Source organism: Pseudoroseomonas sp. WGS1072 (genome assembly GCF_049340465.1).
Lineage (GTDB): Bacteria > Pseudomonadota > Alphaproteobacteria > Acetobacterales > Acetobacteraceae > Pseudoroseomonas.
Genome location: NZ_JBMPSU010000001.1, coordinates 2,736,987 through 2,752,493, shown reverse-complemented (window position 1 = coordinate 2,752,493; position 15,507 = coordinate 2,736,987). Strand labels below are relative to the sequence as shown.

Below are 15,507 nucleotides of genomic sequence, written 5' to 3'. Positions count from 1 at the left end.
TCACTTCTCCGTCTGCACCAGGCCGCGCACGAACCATCGCTGCATGAGCACGACGATGGCGAGCGGCGGCAGCATGACCAGCAGCGCGCCGGCCATGACGATGTTCCATTCCGGCAGGCTGTCGCCGCGCGGCACCATGCGCGCGAGCTCGACCATCACCGTCGCGCGGTCGGGCTCCGTCGTCACCAGCAGCGGCCAGAGGTACTGGTTCCAGGAATAGACGAAGAGGATGGTGGCGAGCGCGGCCATGGTGGTGCGCGAGAGCGGCATCAGCACGTCCCGCAGGAAGCGCAGCGGCCCCGCGCCATCCATCTTCGCGGCCTCCACCAGCTCCTCCGGGATGGTCAGGAAGAACTGGCGGTAGAGGAAGGTGCCGGTGGCGGTCGCGACAAGCGGCAGCACAAGCCCCACCGTGCTGTTCAGCATCTGCCATTCCAGGCTGACGCGGATGCCGGCCACGGCCTCGATCAGCCCGGTCAGCCCGGTCACGTCCAGGATCGCCTGGAACGGCCGCAGCGCGTTGGCCGCCACCGCGTAGGTCGGCACGATGCGGACCTCGAGCGGCAGCATCAGCGTGATGAAGATGATCCAGAACACCACCATCCGCGCCCGCCATTCGAAGAAGACGATGGCGAAGGCGGCCAGCATGGCGAGCGCGATCTTGCCGATGGTGACGCCGAGCGCGACGCCGAGGCTGGTCAGGAAGCGCTGGGCGAAGTGGCCGCGCTCCCAGGCCGCCACGACATTCTCCCAGAGATGCGCGCCGGGCAGCCAGTTGATCGGCATGCGGTTGACCCCGGCGAGGTCATGCGTGGCGGCGACGAAGGCGAGCCAGACCGGCAGCAGCAGCGACAGCGCCGAGAGCGCCAGCAGCAGGTGCGTGGCCAGATCCAGCCAGGGGCGGCGTTCAACCATGATGCGTCCCCTTCAGCGGTAGTGCATCTTCCGCTCGACGAAGCGGAACTGGATGAAGGTGAGCGCGACGACCAGGCCCATCAGCACGATGCTCTGCGCGGCCGCGCCCGAGTAGTCGAGGCCTTTGAAGCCGTCGGAATAGATCTTGTAGACCATGAGGTCGGTCGCGCGGGCCGGACCGCCGGCGGTCATGATGTCCACCAGGCCGAAGCTGTTGGTGAAGCTGTCGGTCAGGTTGATGATGACGAGGAAGAAGAAGGTCGGCGCCAGCAGCGGCATCTGGATGTCGCGCATGCGCCGCAGCGGCCCGGCGCCGTCCATCGCCGCCGCCTCGTTCAGCCCGCGCGGGATGGATTGCAGACCCGCCAGGAAGAAGACGAAGTTGTAGGCGACGAGCTGCCAGGCGCCGGCCAGGATCAGCATGAGCAGGGCATGCGTGCCGTTCAGCGACGGGTCCCACAGGCCCGGCATCATGGCGTTGAACAGGCTGAAGACGCCGGCGCGCGCATCGAAGACGAAGCGGAAGATCATGCCGATGGCGGGCGCGGCGATGGCGTAGGGCCAGATCAACGCCAGGCGCCAGCCGCGGCTGCCCGCCACCTCGCGGTCGACGAAGAGCGCCAGCAGCAGGCCAATGCCGATGGCCAGGGCCGAGGTCGCCACCGCGTAGAGGATGCTGACCCGCACCGAGGACCAGTAGTGCTGGCTCGAGAAGACCTCGGCGAAGTTCTGCCAGCCGACCCATTCCCGGCCGCCGCCCCAGGGCTGTTCCAGGGTGAAGGCCCATTGAAAGGCCTCCCCGGTCGGCCAGTAGAAGAAGACGAAGATGATGAGAAGCTGCGGCAGGACCAACATCCAGGGCAGCCAGGGCGAGCGGAAGGTGGCGCGGCGTTGCAAGCGAGATCATCCCCGATCGGGTCAGGAGAGAGCCGCGCGGGGGGATGCCTCCCCGCGCGGCGGCGGCGTCAGGGCAGGCTCTTGCCGCGATAGGTCTGCTCGAAGCGGCGGAGCAGCTTGTTGCCCTCGCTCTCGATGGCGTCCAGCGCCTGGTCCACCGTCTTCTGGCCGGCGAAGGCGGCCTGCATCTCGCTGGCGTAGAGGGCACGCACCTGCATGAAGTTGCCGAGGCGCAGGCCGCGCGAATTCTCGGTGGGCTCGGTCGCCAGCAGGGATTCGACGGCGATGTCGCGCCCGCGATTCTCGGGGCGGTCATAGAAGCCGCTGGCCTTGATGCCCTCGTAGCCGGCGCGCGTCACCGGGATGTAGCCGGTGTTCTGCGCCATGAAGAGTTCCTGCTGCGGCTGCGCGATGAAGTTCAGGAAGGCGGCGGCGCCCTTGTACTCCTCCGCCGGGCAGCCCTTCAGGACCCAGAGCGAGGCGCCGCCCACCATGCTGTTGGTGCGGCTGTGGCCCTCGTAGAGCGGCAGCATGGCCGGGGTCCAGTCCAGCCCCTGCTTCTGCGTCCGGGTGATCGCGGCGTGGTTGGCGATGGAGGACATCATCATCGCGCAGTCACCCGAGGCGAAGCTCTCCGGCAGGTTGCGGCCACCCTGCCGGGTGCGGACCTGGATCAGCCCTTCCTTGTACCAGTTGTACAGGGTGTTGGCGTGCTGGCGGAACAGCGGGGCGATCCTGATCTCGGCGTCGAGCCCGCCGAAGCCGTTGCCCTTCGTCGCCATCGGCAGATTGTGGATGGCGTTGAACTGTTCCCAGTGCTGCCAGGAATCGAAGTCGATCGCCATCGGGCAGGCATGGCCCTCTGCCTTCAGCGCGCGCACCGCGCGCTCGACCTGCTGCCAGGTGGCGGGCGGCGCCTCCTGCCCGACGGCGCGATAGGCGTCGCGGTTCCAGTACATGACGGCGGTGGAGGAATTGAAGGGGAAGCTCAGCATCTCCCCCTTGCTGGTGGCGTAGTAGTTGCCGATCGAGGAGATATAGTTGTCCCACTTCACCGTGTAGCCGTTCTGGGCCATCAGCTCGCGCGCCGGCACGTACTGGCCGGAGAGCATCAGGTCGGTCGTGCCGACGTCATAGACCTGCACGATGGTCGGGTGCGCCTTGGCGCGGAAGGCCGCGATGGTGTTCTGCAGCGCGTCCTGATACTCGCCCTGGCCGGTGCAGACGATCTCGAACTCGGTCTGCGAGGCGTTGAAGTTCCGGCAGTACTGCTGCATCACCTCGCCGAGCTGGCCGGAGAGCCCGTACCACCAGTTGAACTTCTGCCGCTGCTCCTGCGCCTCAGCGCCCGTGGCGCCGAGAGCGATGGCCATCGCGGCGATCAGCGCCGTCCTGCGGAAATGCATGATCCCGCTCCCCTTCTCCAGATCGGGGGCGGGACTTAACGGCTTCGGGTGACAGAGGCTTTTCGGTTGCGTGACGCTCTGGAGACACTCAGCCGGGCGGCGTGCCGACCAACTCCGTGTAAAGCGCCGGATCGGTGGCGCCCTCGGTGCCGAACAGCAGCACGCGGCTGTCGGCGGAGAGGCCCAGCGCGTCGCGCGCCGCGGGGTCGGCCACCGCCAGCAGCAGGCCGGCCAGGCCGGCGACGGCGCTCTCCCCCGCCACCACGGGCGGCGACTGGCGCGCCAGCAGCCGCATGCCATCCACCGCCGCCGCGTCCGGCACAGCCATGAAGGCGAAGGCCGCCCGCTCCAGCTCCTGCCAGGCGAGCAGGCTCGGCTCGCCGCAGGCCAGCCCGGCCATCAGCGTGTGCAGGTCTCCGGTGACGGTGGACGGACGGCCAGCCTCGGCGCTGGCTAGCAGGCAGGCGGCCTGCTCCGGCTCGACCACGACCAGGCGCGGCACCGCCTCGCCGTACCGGGCGCGGGCCTGGGCGGAGACCGCCGCCGCCACGCCGCCGACGCCGCCCTGGATGAAGATGTGCGTGGGCGGGGCGGGCAGCGCCGCCATGGCCTCCTCGGCCATCAGCCGGTAGCCCTGCATGACGTCGCGCGGAACCTCGGTATAGCCGGGGTAGGAGGTGTCGGAGACGACGAACCAGCCCTCCCGCTCCGCCGTCTCCGCCGCCACGCGCACGGCGTCGTCGTAGTTGCCCGGCACCACGCGAATCTCGGCGCCGTAGGCGGCGATGGCCTCGCGCCGGCCCGGACTGACCGCCTCGTGCACGAAGATGACACAGCGGGCGCCGCAGCGCTGCGCGCCCCAGGCGACCGAGCGGCCGTGATTCCCATCGGTGGCGCAGGTCACGGTGACGTCCGCCGCCGCGCCGGCATGCCGCCCCGCCATGAGGTCCGCCACGCTGGCCGATTGCGCCACGCCGCGCCGCGCCAGCCCCGACACCAGGAGCCGCGCCACGGCATAGGCGCCGCCCAGGGCCTTGAAGCTGCCCAGGCCGAAGCGCCCGCCCTCGTCCTTGTAATGCACCGCGGCGAGCCCTGCCTGCCGCGCGATGGCGTCGAGCGCGCGCAGCGGCGTCACGGCATAGCCGGGCCAGGCCGAGATCTCGGCGGCGGCGCGGCGGAAGCCGCTCTCGGGCAGGACCACCACGCCCGGCGTGCCGGGGTTGGGGTTCAGGAACAGGCGGAAGGGATGCTGGGCGATCATGATGCCGGCCAGTCTGCCGGTATCGCGCACCGCCGTCCACGCCGCCTCAGCGGAACAGGTTGGTCCGCACCAGTTCCATCACGGCGTCGCCCCGGCCATTCATGACGGCCCGCGCGGTGTAGAGGCTGAAGCCCTTCATCTGCTCCAGGGTCAGCTTGGGCGGCATGGTCAGCTCCTGACGGTTCACCACCACGTCCAGCAGCGCCGGGCCCGGATGCGCCAGCACGGATCGGACGGCATCCTCCAGCGCGCCCGGATCCTCGACCCGAAGGGCGAAGGCGCCGGCGCCGCGCGCCATGGCGGCGAAGTCCGGATTGACCAGTTCCACCCCCGTCTCCAGCAGGCCCGCCGCCTTCATCTCGAGCTCGACGAAGCCCAGCGAGCCGTTGTTGAACACCACCACCTTCACCGGCAGCCTCTCCTGCGCCAGCGTCAGGAAATCGCCCAGCATCATGGCGAAGCCGCCATCGCCCGAGAGCGTCACCACCTGCCGGCCGGGAAAGGCCGCCTGCGCGCCGATCGCCTGCGGCAGGGCATTGGCCATCGAGCCGTGCACGAAGGAGCCGAGCAGGCGCCGGTGGCCGTTCATGCGGAGATAGCGCGCCGCCCAGACGGTGGGCGTGCCGACATCGGCCGTGAAGACCGCATCCTCCGCGGCCTGCTCGCTCAGCACCCGCGCCAGGTGCTGGGGGTGGATCGGCGGCCTGCCGGCGCTGCCCTGGGCCAGCTCGTCCAGCTCCTCGCGCGCCTTGCGGTAGTGCTTCAGGCAGGCGTCGAGGTAGCGGCGGTCCTGCTTCACGGCGAGCCGCGGCAGCAGCGCCCGCAGCGTGGCGCCGACATCGCCGACGAGGCCGAGGTCGATCCGCGTGCGCCGGCCCAGATTCTCCGGCCGCAGGTCGATCTGCGCCACCCGGGCATCCTCCGGGTAGAACTGGCGGTAGGGAAAGTCGGTGCCGAGCATCAGCAGGGCGTCGCAGCCCATCATGGCGTGGTAGCCGGAGGAGAAGCCGATCAGCCCGGTCATGCCGACATCGTAGGGATTGTCGTATTCGACGAAGTCCTTGCCGCCCAGCGCATGCACGATGGGCGCCTTCAGCGCCTCGGCCAGTTGCAGCAACTCGGCATGCGCGCCCTGACAGCCCCGGCCGCAGAGCAGCGTCACCTTGCCAGCGCCGTTCAGCAGGTCGGCCAGGCGGTCGAGGTCGGTCTCCCCGGGGCGCGACAGGGGCGCCGGCGGCAGCAGCGCCTCGGCGGTCGCGCGCGCCGGGGCCGCCGCGGCCCGCATCGCCACATCCCCCGGCATCGCGACCACGGCGACGCCGCGCCGGCCGACGGCGGCGCGGATGGCCAGCTCCAGGGTGCGCGGCATCTGCGAGACATCGGAGACGGTCTCGCAATAGACGCTGCACTCGCGGAACAGCGCCTCGGGCCGGGTCTCCTGGAAGTAGCCCGAGCCGATCTCGGGGCTCGGGATCTGCGCGGCGATGGCGAGCACGGGGGTGCGCGAGCGGTGCGCGTCGTAGAGGCCGTTGATCAGGTGCAGATTGCCCGGCCCGCAGGAGCCGGCGCAGACCGCCAGCCGGCCGGTGAGCTGGGATTCCGCCCCCGCCGCAAAGGCCGCCGCCTCCTCGTGCCGCACATGCACCCAGTCGATGCGCCCCTGCGCCCGCAGCGACTCCGTCAGCGCGTTGAGGCTGTCTCCCACCACGCCATAGATGCGCTCCACCCCGGCGGTGGCGAGGGTCTCGGCGAAGATGTCGGCGACGGTCGGCTGAGCCATGGCATGCACTCCCTGAGAGGACCTTCCAGCCAACGCCGCCGGCGTCCCCGCGTTTGCATGGCCGGCAGGCGTTGCTGCAATGCAGCATGCACATCCTGCGGCCTGGATCGGCGCGGGCCGCCCCTCCCGCCGGGCAGTCCTGGGTGGCACCGGGCGGCGGTTGCGCCACCCTGGCCGCTGGCCCAGAACCGGCGCCGAAGCAGGAAGCGGAAGTCCCCGATGTCCGATACCGATCCGGCCCTGATGACGGCCGAGCAGCTCCTCGACCTCTATGCCCGCCGCCGCCTCTCGCCGGTGGAGGCGCTGCAGGCGGTGCTCGAGCGCGTGGCCCGCTACAACCCCTGGGTCAATGCCTTCGCCGTGCTGAACCCGCGCGCCCTGGCCCAGGCGGGGGAGTCGGCGGCGCGCTGGGCCGCCGGCCGGCCGATCGGGCCGCTCGACGGCGTACCGGTCACGGTCAAGGACGTGATGGACCTTCAGGGCTTCCCGACCCGGCGCGGCAGCAAGACCACGGACCCCCGGCCCGCCGCCGGGGACGCCCCGGCCGTGACCGGGCTGAAGGCGGCCGGCGCCGTCATCTTCGGCAAGACCACCACCACCGAGTTCGGCTGGAAGACGCCGGGGGACAGCCCGCTCCACGGCATCACCCGCAACGTCTGGAATCCGCAGCGCACGGTGGGGGGGTCCTCCTCCGGCGCGGGGGCGGCGGGCGCGGCCGGCTTCGGGCCGCTGCATGCCGGCACCGATGCCGGCGGCTCGATCCGCATCCCGGCCGCCTATTGCGGGCTCGTCGGCCTGAAGCCGAGCCACGGCCGTGTGCCGCAATGGCCGCAGGACCTCTTCCCCGGCGGCTTCGGCCAGCTCTCCTGTGCCGGGCCGATGACCCGCTCGGTGCGCGATGCGGCGCTGATGCTGTCCGCCATGGCGCAGCCGGACCTCCGCGATCCCTTCTGCCTGCACGAGGAGCCGCGCGACTGGCGCGAGGGGATCGAGCGGGGCGTGGCCGGGCTGCGGGTCGCCGTGGTGCGCCGGCTCGGCGCCGCGCCGCCGGTCGATGCCGAGGGCGAGGCGGCGGTGCTGGCGGCGGCGCGCCTGCTCTCGGAACAGGGCGCCCTGGTCGAGGATGCCGACCCCGACCTGCCGGACACTCGGGCGGCCTTCGGGCGGATCCGGGGCGCCGCCCTGGCGCGGCAGGTCGCCGCGACGGCCCCCGAGAAACGCGCCCTGCTCGATCCCGGCCTGCTGGAGGTGGCGGGGCGCGAGGCCGGCCTGTCCGCCCTCGACCTCATGGCGGCGGAGGCGCTGCGGGCCGAGGCGGCCCACGCCATGGCGCGCTTCCACCAGCGCTACGACCTGCTGCTCTGCCCGACCACGCCGACCGCCGCCTTCGATGCCGACGCGCCGACCGTGAAGCCGGCCGAGGCGCTGTGGCGCGACTGGGCGCCGTGGACGCTGACCTTCAACCTGACGCGGCAGCCCGCGATCACCGTGCCCTTCGGCCTGGACGAGGCGGGCATGCCGCGCGGGGTGCAGATCGCCGCGGCGCAGCTGCGCGACGATCTCTGCCTGCGGGCCGCGCGGGTGCTGGAACTGGCCACCGCCCCGCCCGTCGCCCGGCCGGAGGCGCAGGCCTGCGCCGGTCATCACCACCATCATTGACGGTCCCGGCGCCGGGAGGCGGTCCGCCGGACCGCCTCAGTGCATCGCGGTGGCCTTGCGGCAGGCCTCCCGGAGCGCCGCCTCCAGCTCGTGCATGGCGAAGGGCTTGGCCAGGAAGACCAGGCCCCCGCGCAGCTCCGGAGGCAGGTCGATCGAGCTTTCGGCGTGGCCGCTGGCCAGCACCACCGGCAGCGCGGGATGCAGCGCCCTGGCCGCGCTGGCCAGCGCCAGCCCGCTCATGCCCGGCAGGCTGAGATCGGTGACCAGGACGGCGGGCGCCGGGTGGCTGCGCAGCCAGGCCAGCGCCGTCTCGCCGCGATCCGCCTCCTCCGGCACCAGGCCGAAGAGCTCGGCCATCTGCGCCAGGTTCATGCGGATCAGCGGATCGTCCTCGACCAGCAGCACGACCTCGCCCTCGGGCCAGCCCTCGGCCTGACCGGCCTCGCCCGCCGGCGCGGCGCCGCCCGCCCGGCCGGCCGGCGCGGCCAGCTGCGGCGACGGCTCTTCAGACGGCTCCTTCGGCGGCTCCCCCGGCGGCCCTTCGGATGGACCGCCGGGAAGGGCGCGGCGGAGGTGCCGCGCCAGATCCTCCTGGCGATAGGGCTTGCTCAGCAACTGCACGCCGGGGTCCAGCCTGCCGTCATGAATGAGCGCGTCCGCGATATAGCCTGACGTATAGAGCACCTTCAGCCTCGGCATCATTTCGCAGGCCCGGCGCACCAGTTCCGGCGTGCGGATCGGCCCGGGCATGATCACATCGGTCAGCAGCAGGTCGACATGCAGCCCGCTCGACAGGACGGTCAGCGCGGCCGCGGCGTCCTCCGCCTTCAGCACCCGGTAGCCGAGATGCCGCAGCATGTCGACCACCGCCTCGCGCACCTCGGCATCGTCCTCGACCACCAGGATGGTGCCCTGGCCGCTCGGCGCGGGCGCCGCCTCCTCCGGCGGTGCCTCCGGATCGGCCGCCGACAGGCTGCGCGGAAGATAGAGCCGGACCGCCGTGCCGTGTCCCGGCGCGCTGTGGATCCGCACATGGCCGCCGGACTGCCGCACGAAGCCATAGACCTGCGGCAGGCCGAGCCCCGTGCCGTGCCCCTCCGACTTGGTCGTGAAGAATGGCTCGAAGACACGCGCCAGCACCTCCGGCCCCATGCCGATGCCATTGTCCTCGACCGCGAGCAGCACGTGATCGCCCGCCGGCGGATCCGCGCGCTCCCGGCCGCGGATCTCCTCCGCCGTGGCATTGGCCAGCAACAGGACCAGACGGCCTCCCTCCGGCATGGCGTCGCGCGCGTTGATGGCGAGGTTGAGCAGCGCGTTCTCGAGCTGCGCCGGGTCGATCCGCGTTGTCCAGAGGTCCGGCGCCACCCGCGTCTCCACGGCGATGCGTTCGCCGAGGGTGCGGCGCAGCAGTTCGGCGGTCTCCTCCACCAGCCGTCCGAGATGCAGGACGCGCGGCGCCAGCGGCTGCCGCCGGGCGAAGGCCAGGAGTTGCCGGGTGAGCTGCGCGCCGCGCTCGGTACCGGAGCGGGCATGGCGCAGCTGCCGGCGCGCCGTCTCGCTGCCGCCGATCTGCATCGCCAGCAGATCGAGGTTGGTGCTGATCACCTGCAGCAGGTTGTTGAAGTCGTGCGCGATCCCGCCGGTGAGCTGGCCGATCGCCTCCATCCGCTGCACCTGGCGGGCGCGCTCCTCCTCCCGCTCCCGCCGCGTCACGTCGATGCAGGTCAGGACGAATCCCCTCTCCGGCATCGGATTGCGATACACCTCCAGGATCCGCTCGCCCCGGCGCGCCACCAGGGGCCCGGCCCGGCCCTCCCCCGCCAGGAAGATCCCGGACGCGCCGGCGCCGCGCCCCAGTTCCAGAGCCTCGAAGGCGGCGCGGGGCGTGCCGGCGCGCATCAGCCCGGCCGGCAGGTCCAGCAGTTCGGCGCAGCGCCGGTTCCAGGCGACCAGCGCGTCCCCCGCATCGAAGGCGAGAATGCCTTCCTGGCTGCTCTCCAGCGTCGATTGCAGCACCGCGCTCTTGGCATCGAGCGCCGCCTCGGCGAGGCGAAGCCGCCGGTTGCCGCGCATCATCAGCAGGCCTCCGCCCAGGATGATCGCCGCGGCCATCAGGAAGGCCACCACGCCCAGGAGCAGATTGCGCCGGTCGCCCGCCTCGGTAAGCGCGCTGCTCCTCTCCAGCTCCGCCCGCCGGGTCGCCAGCAGCTCGTCGATCAGGGACTGGATGGCCTGCGTGCCCTCGCGCCCGTCATCCTGCTGCATCCTGGCGCGCGCGGCCTCGAAGCCATCCCGGCGGACGATGGCGAGGCTGTGGGTCAGGGCATCCTGCCGCAGATCGGTCCATTCCTCCAGCCGCGCCACCAGGCTGCGTTCGCGCGGGCTGAGCGGCTCCATCCGACGGAGCTCCGCCAGGCGGGGCGGGATCCGCCTCATCGCCGCCTCGTAGTCGCCGAGGTCGCCGGCCCGTTCGGTCAGGATGAAGCCGCGCAGGCTGGTCTCGGCATCGTGCAGGTCGGACCACAGGGAACGCGCCACGTCGGCGGCACGGAAGCTGCGCCGGTGGGCCTCCCGCATGTCCCGGAGCTGTTCGCTCCACTGCGCCATGAGCAGGGCGCTGAGCGAGAGGCCCAGAAGCGCCACCGCGCAGGCCAGAACCGGCAGGCGCCGCCGAAGCTGCATGGCTGTCTCCCGTTGGGCGGTCGAACCGGCCGGCCGCATCTTGCCGTTCCGGCGCCGGGGCGTCCATGCCTTCCCGCCACCCGCGGCTTCGGCCACCCTGGCGCCCTTTCGAGGCAGAGGAGAGTCGCATGAGCGATCTGGAATCCCGCATCGCGGCCTGGCTGGCCGGGCGCCAGCAGGAGATGCTGGACGAGCTGGAGGCCATGGTGAACACCGATGGCGGCAGCTACGACAAGGCCGGGGTCGATGCGGTGGGCGAGCGCGTGAAGGCGTTCTGCGGCCGCCACGCCATTCCCGTCGAGGTGATCCCCGGCCGCGATTACGGCGACTGCCTGCGCGCCACCGTGGCCGGAGAGGCGACGGGGGCCGGCGGCGCCGGCAATGCGCGGCGCAACATCGTGCTGATGGGTCACCGCGACACCGTCTTTCCCAAGGGCGAGCCGGCGCGCCGGCCCTTCCGCGTCGAGGGCGGCATCGCCACCGGCCCGGGCGTCTGCGACATGAAGGCGGGACTGGTGCAGAACATGTTCGTCCTGGCCGCCTTCCAGGCCTGCGGCGGGGCGCCCGGACCGCTGGTCGGGCTGTTCACGGGGGATGAGGAGATCGGCTCGCCGGAAGGGCGGCCGGTGATCGAGGCCGAGGCGCGGCAGGCCCGCGTGGTCTTCAACAGCGAGCCCGGCCGGCCCTCGGGCGGCGTGGTGACCGGCCGTAAGGGCGGCGTCTTCATGGTGATGGACATCGCCGGCAAGGCCGCGCATTCCGGCGGCAACTTCGAGGCCGGCATCAGCGCCATCGAGGAGCTGGCCTGCAAGGTGCGGGCGATCCATGCGCTGACCGACCTGGCGCGCGGCATCACCCTGAATGTCGGGCTGGTCTCGGGCGGGCAGAGCGTCAACACCGTCGCGCCCTGGGCGCAGGGGCAGATCGATCTGCGCTATGTCGAGCCCGCCGACCGCGACATGGTGATGGGCCGCATCCACGAGATCGTGGAGCGGAGCTTCGTCCCCGGCACCAGCGCCCGACTGTCGATCAAGGGCGAGTTCCTGCCGCTGGCCCGGAACGCCGGCACCGAGGCGGTCTTCGAACTCTACCGGGCGGCGGCGGCCGACAGCGGCTTCGAGACGGCGGGCGAGTTCACCGGCGGCTGCGCCGACAGCGGCTTCACCGCCGCCCAGGGCGCGCCGACGCTCTGCGCCGTCGGGCCGGTCGGCGGCAAGGCGCACAGCCCCGAGGAGTATCTGGAGGTCGCGAGCATGGTGCCGCGGGCCCAGGCGCTGGCGCGGGCGATCCTGCGGCTGGAGGCGGCGAACCTCTGAACCGCCGGCCCTGTGGCCCGGCCGGGCGGCACCTCACCCGGTGCCGGCCGCCTGGCCGCAGCCCTCGCCCTGGCGGCGATAGACCTGCAGCCCATCGACCACGGCGATCTGCCGGTAGCGGGCCCAGACGGCGGCGAAGCCGGCATTCGCCTGGGACAGGATGGCGGGGTAGTTCATCGCCTCCCCTCGCCGGTCCACCACGACGAGGTCCGGGCAGCCCTCCATGAAGTCCTGCACCACCCAGTGGCGGATCGGCCATTCCTCCGGCGCCACGCCGTCCTGTCGCGCCTTCCAGATCTCGCCGCGCAGCGCCCACATGGAATCGAAGCGCGAGGCCCAGGTCACGTTGGTGTCGTTGATCACCGGAAAGCCGAGGCCGATCCATTCGGAGAAGGCGACGTAGCTGCGCACCTTCTCGCGCCGGATCAGCCGCTCCAGCCGGACCTCCGTGGTGGTGTCCGGCTCCACCGCGAGCACCAGGCGCTCATAGAGGCGGCCGGAGGTCTGCGCGGCGAAAAGCGTCAGGGGCGCCAGGGCGGCCAGCAGCAGGACGGGCCGCAGACGCGCCGCGCCGGCGCCGCGCCGCAACGCCTCGATGACCCAGCAGAGCAGCGCGAAGGTCACCATCATCAGGGCGGGGATGCGGTGGTAGAACCAGTTCTTGCCGTCCAGGAACATGACGATCGTGGCGGCGGCGGCGAAGCCGGTCAGGACCAGCAGCAGGCTGAACAGCGGATCGCGCCGCGGCGTCACCGCCAGCAGCAGGGCACAGACGGCGAGGCCGGCCAGCAGCAGGCGCGATTCCCGCAGCAGCACCCAGAAGCTGGAATCCGTGCCGCCATAGAGGGTCAGCGCCAGCGGCACGGCGCGCTCCACGAAGGCGGGATAGAAGACCAGGATGCTGGCCGCGTAGAGCCCGGCGACGGCGAAGGCGGCGATCGGCGAGAAGCGGATGCGGAAGCCCCGATGCAGCCAGCCGGCCAGCTCGATCACCGCCAGCCCCAGCAGGTAGCGCGGCTTCAGGGCGCAGCCCAGCCCCGCCAGCGCCCCGGCGCCGAGCGCGAGGCCACGCCGGACCGGCAGGCCTTCCAGCTTGCGGACCAGCAGCGCCAGATGCGGCAGCACGGCGATGACCATGAGGTGCTCGCGCTGGCCGAACTCCACACCGGGCATGGCGAGCAGCACGCAGGCGATGGCCGCGAAGGTCGCCACCGGCTGGGCGAAAAGCGGCGCCACGCCCCGCAGCAGCCGCGCCGTGCCCCAGGCCGAGCCGAGGGCGGCGGCGGCGAAGAGCGGCAGCGCCACCTGCTTGGCGGTGAGCCCGAGCGCATCGGCGATCATCACCGGGATGGCGCTGACCCAGACGATCAGCGGCGGATTGACCTCGACGATGTCGATGTAGAGCTCCTCGCCGCGCAGCCATTGCCGGGCCACCCAGAGCAGCCAGGCGACGTCGTCCTTCATCGGCGAGCGGAGCAGGGCGAAGAGCACGAGGCCGAGGGTCGCGCCCACCAGGCCCAGGCAGATCCAGCGCAGCCGCGTGTCATCCCGCAGGCGTTGCTCGCCGTGAGGAAGCTCCCCTGGCGCGCCCGGCAAGCTGTAACTCACGTCACCAACCCCCTGTCGCCCCTCGGGGCTTCGATTCGCGGCCATGCGGCGGCAGCCCGATGGCTAAGCTCTCATTTTGGTGAGATTGCGGCATAAAGTGGAAAAAGGCGAGGGCGATGCGGGGCTCAGGCCGCCCGCTCGGCCAGGGGCCGGTCCAGCAGGCTGCGCGCCACCGCCTCGGCCGTCCGGATGCCGTCCACGCCGGCGGAGAGGATGCCGCCGGCATAGCCCGCCCCTTCCCCGGCCGGGAACAGGCCCTGCGTGTTCAGGCTCTGCCCGTCCGCCCCGCGGCGGACGCGCACCGGAGAGGAGGTCCGGGTCTCGACGCCGGTCAGCACGGCGTCCGCCCGGGCGTAGCCGCGGATCTGCCGGTCGAAGGCCGGGATTGCCTCGCGGATGGCGGCCACCGCGTAGTCCGGCAGGCAGGCGGCGAGGTCGGTCGGCGTCACACCCGGCCTGTAGGACGGGATGACCTCGCCGAGCGCCGTGGAGGGCCGCCCGGCCAGGAAGTCGCCCACCGTCTGCGCCGGCGCGCGATAGTCGCCGCCGCCGGCCTCGAAGGCCAGCTCCTCCAGCCGCTGCTGCAGCGCGATGCCGGCCAGCGGCCCGCCGGGATAGTCGCGTTCCGGCTCGATGCCGACGACGATGGCGGCATTGGCGTTGCGCTCGGCGCGGGAATACTGGCTCATGCCATTGGTGACGACACGGCCCGGCTCGCTGGCCGCGGCCACCACCGTGCCGCCCGGGCACATGCAGAAGCTGTAGACCGAGCGGCCGTCGCGGCCGTGATGCACCAGCTTGTAGTCGGCGGCGCCCAGCGTCCGGTTCCCCGCGAAATCGCCGAAGCGGCAGCGGTCGATCATCCCCTGCGGATGCTCGATCCGGAAGCCGATGGAGAAGGGCTTGGCCTCCAGGTAGACGCCGCGCGCCTGCAGCATCGCGAAGCTGTCGCGCGCGCTGTGGCCGAGGGCCAGCACCACATGGTCGGCCCCGATCCGCTCGCCGCTCTCCAGCACCACGCCGCGCACCTGCCGCGCGCCGCCGCGCGTCTCGATCTCGAGGTCCGTCACCTTGCTCTGGAAGCGGTACTCGCCGCCCAGCTTCTCGATCGTCGCGCGCATGCTCTCGACCATCGTCACCAGGCGGAAGGTGCCGATATGCGGCTTGGAGACGGTCAGGATCTCCTCCGGCGCGCCGGCCCTGACGAACTCCTCCAGCACCTTGCGGCCGTGATGCTGCGGGTCCTTGATCTGGCTGTAGAGCTTGCCGTCGGAGAAGGTGCCGGCGCCGCCCTCGCCGAACTGCACGTTGCTCTCCGGGTTCAGCACCGACCTGCGCCACAGGCCCCAGGTGTCCTTCGTGCGCTCGCGCACCACCTTGCCGCGCTCCAGGATGATGGGACGGAAGCCCATCTGCGCGAGCACCAGCCCGGCCAGCAGCCCGCAGGGCCCGGCGCCCACGACCAGCGGACGGTTGGCGAACCCCTCGGGCGCGCGTCCCACGAAGCGGTAGCGCATGTCCGGGCTGGGGCCGATCTGGCGGTCCCCCGCGTGCCGGCGCAGCACCGCGGCCTCGTCGCTTAGGGTCAGGTCCAGGGTGTAGATCAGCTGGATGTCGGACTTCCGCCGGGCGTCGTAGCCGCGGCGGAACACCTCCAGGCCGAGCAGCTCGGCCTCCGGGATCGCGAGCCGCGCCAGGACGGCGGCGCGCAGCGCCTCCGGCGGGTGGTCGAGCGGCAGCTTCAGTTCGGTCAGGCGCAGCATGGCACGGTTCTTCCGGATGGGGCGGGGTCGATCCGCCAAGGGAAGGGCACGGGGGGAAGGGCAGCGGCGTCCTATAGGCGAAAGCGGCCGGGCTTCGCCAGGATTTCACCCCCGCTCCCGCCGCGCTCCGGGCAGGCCGGACCATCATGACCGGCGAGCCCTGCCGCGATTCCACCGCCCTTCCGCGCATCGCGTCGCGGGCGGCGCCCATCGGGCC

10 protein-coding genes are annotated in these 15,507 nt (G+C 72.0%); 2 read left to right on the top strand and 8 right to left on the bottom strand.

Features of this window, described 5'->3' with window-relative positions:
- The 5 genes from ACF3NH_RS12960 to poxB form a co-directional block, all read right to left on the bottom strand.
- On the bottom strand, positions 1-915 hold the full coding sequence (locus ACF3NH_RS12960) for an ABC transporter permease subunit (protein ID WP_422923334.1): 915 nt from the start codon (positions 913-915) through the stop codon (positions 1-3).
- 12 nt (positions 916-927) lie between these two features.
- Complete coding sequence (locus tag ACF3NH_RS12955) at positions 928-1,812, bottom strand: carbohydrate ABC transporter permease (protein ID WP_422923332.1); 885 nt, start codon at positions 1,810-1,812, stop codon at positions 928-930.
- A 68-nt stretch (positions 1,813-1,880) separates the two neighbouring features.
- Positions 1,881-3,218, bottom strand: a complete 1,338-nt coding sequence (locus tag ACF3NH_RS12950) for an extracellular solute-binding protein (RefSeq protein WP_422923330.1) — start codon at positions 3,216-3,218, stop codon at positions 1,881-1,883.
- A gap of 88 nt (positions 3,219-3,306) precedes the next feature.
- Entirely contained in the window at positions 3,307-4,509 is a 1,203-nt protein-coding gene (locus tag ACF3NH_RS12945; RefSeq protein WP_422923328.1) for a diaminopropionate ammonia-lyase, read from the bottom strand.
- Between the two features lie 16 nt (positions 4,510-4,525).
- Positions 4,526-6,259, bottom strand: a complete 1,734-nt coding sequence (poxB, locus tag ACF3NH_RS12940; RefSeq protein ID WP_198367404.1) for a ubiquinone-dependent pyruvate dehydrogenase — start codon at positions 6,257-6,259, stop codon at positions 4,526-4,528.
- A 219-nt stretch (positions 6,260-6,478) separates the two neighbouring features.
- Here poxB and ACF3NH_RS12935 point away from each other — a divergent pair, with 219 nt between their 5' ends.
- Positions 6,479-7,918: an amidase gene (locus tag ACF3NH_RS12935; RefSeq protein ID WP_422923326.1), complete on the top strand. Its 1,440-nt coding sequence runs from the start codon at positions 6,479-6,481 to the stop codon at positions 7,916-7,918.
- A 36-nt stretch (positions 7,919-7,954) separates the two neighbouring features.
- Here the strand turns inward: ACF3NH_RS12935 and ACF3NH_RS12930 are convergent, their stop codons facing one another.
- Entirely contained in the window at positions 7,955-10,603 is a 2,649-nt protein-coding gene (locus ACF3NH_RS12930) for a response regulator (RefSeq protein WP_422923324.1), read from the bottom strand.
- Between the two features lie 128 nt (positions 10,604-10,731).
- Between ACF3NH_RS12930 and ACF3NH_RS12925 the strand changes: the two genes are divergently transcribed.
- Positions 10,732-11,919 (top strand): M20 family metallopeptidase, encoded by a 1,188-nt coding sequence (locus tag ACF3NH_RS12925; RefSeq protein WP_422923322.1) that lies wholly within the window; start codon positions 10,732-10,734, stop codon positions 11,917-11,919.
- Positions 11,920-11,952: 33 nt separating this feature from the next.
- Here ACF3NH_RS12925 and ACF3NH_RS12920 read toward each other — a convergent pair whose 3' ends face one another.
- Together ACF3NH_RS12920 and ACF3NH_RS12915 are read right to left on the bottom strand one after the other, a co-directional pair.
- On the bottom strand, positions 11,953-13,527 hold the full coding sequence (locus ACF3NH_RS12920; RefSeq protein ID WP_422923320.1) for a hypothetical protein: 1,575 nt from the start codon (positions 13,525-13,527) through the stop codon (positions 11,953-11,955).
- Positions 13,528-13,652: 125 nt separating this feature from the next.
- A complete protein-coding gene (locus tag ACF3NH_RS12915) occupies positions 13,653-15,290 on the bottom strand; it encodes an NAD(P)/FAD-dependent oxidoreductase (protein WP_198367409.1) in 1,638 nt (545 codons plus the stop codon).
- Between the last annotated feature and the right edge of the window lie 217 nt (positions 15,291-15,507).

Coding starts and splice junctions, on each gene's coding strand:
- ACF3NH_RS12960 (WP_422923334.1), bottom strand. CDS start 915: ATGGTTGAACGCCGCCCCTGGCTGGATCTGGCCACGCACCTGCTGCTG.
- ACF3NH_RS12950 (WP_422923330.1), bottom strand. CDS start 3,218: ATGCATTTCCGCAGGACGGCGCTGATCGCCGCGATGGCCATCGCTCTC.
- poxB (WP_198367404.1), bottom strand. CDS start 6,259: ATGGCTCAGCCGACCGTCGCCGACATCTTCGCCGAGACCCTCGCCACC.
- ACF3NH_RS12935 (WP_422923326.1), top strand. CDS start 6,479: ATGTCCGATACCGATCCGGCCCTGATGACGGCCGAGCAGCTCCTCGAC.
- ACF3NH_RS12930 (WP_422923324.1), bottom strand. CDS start 10,603: ATGCAGCTTCGGCGGCGCCTGCCGGTTCTGGCCTGCGCGGTGGCGCTT.
- ACF3NH_RS12925 (WP_422923322.1), top strand. CDS start 10,732: ATGAGCGATCTGGAATCCCGCATCGCGGCCTGGCTGGCCGGGCGCCAG.
- ACF3NH_RS12915 (WP_198367409.1), bottom strand. CDS start 15,290: ATGCTGCGCCTGACCGAACTGAAGCTGCCGCTCGACCACCCGCCGGAG.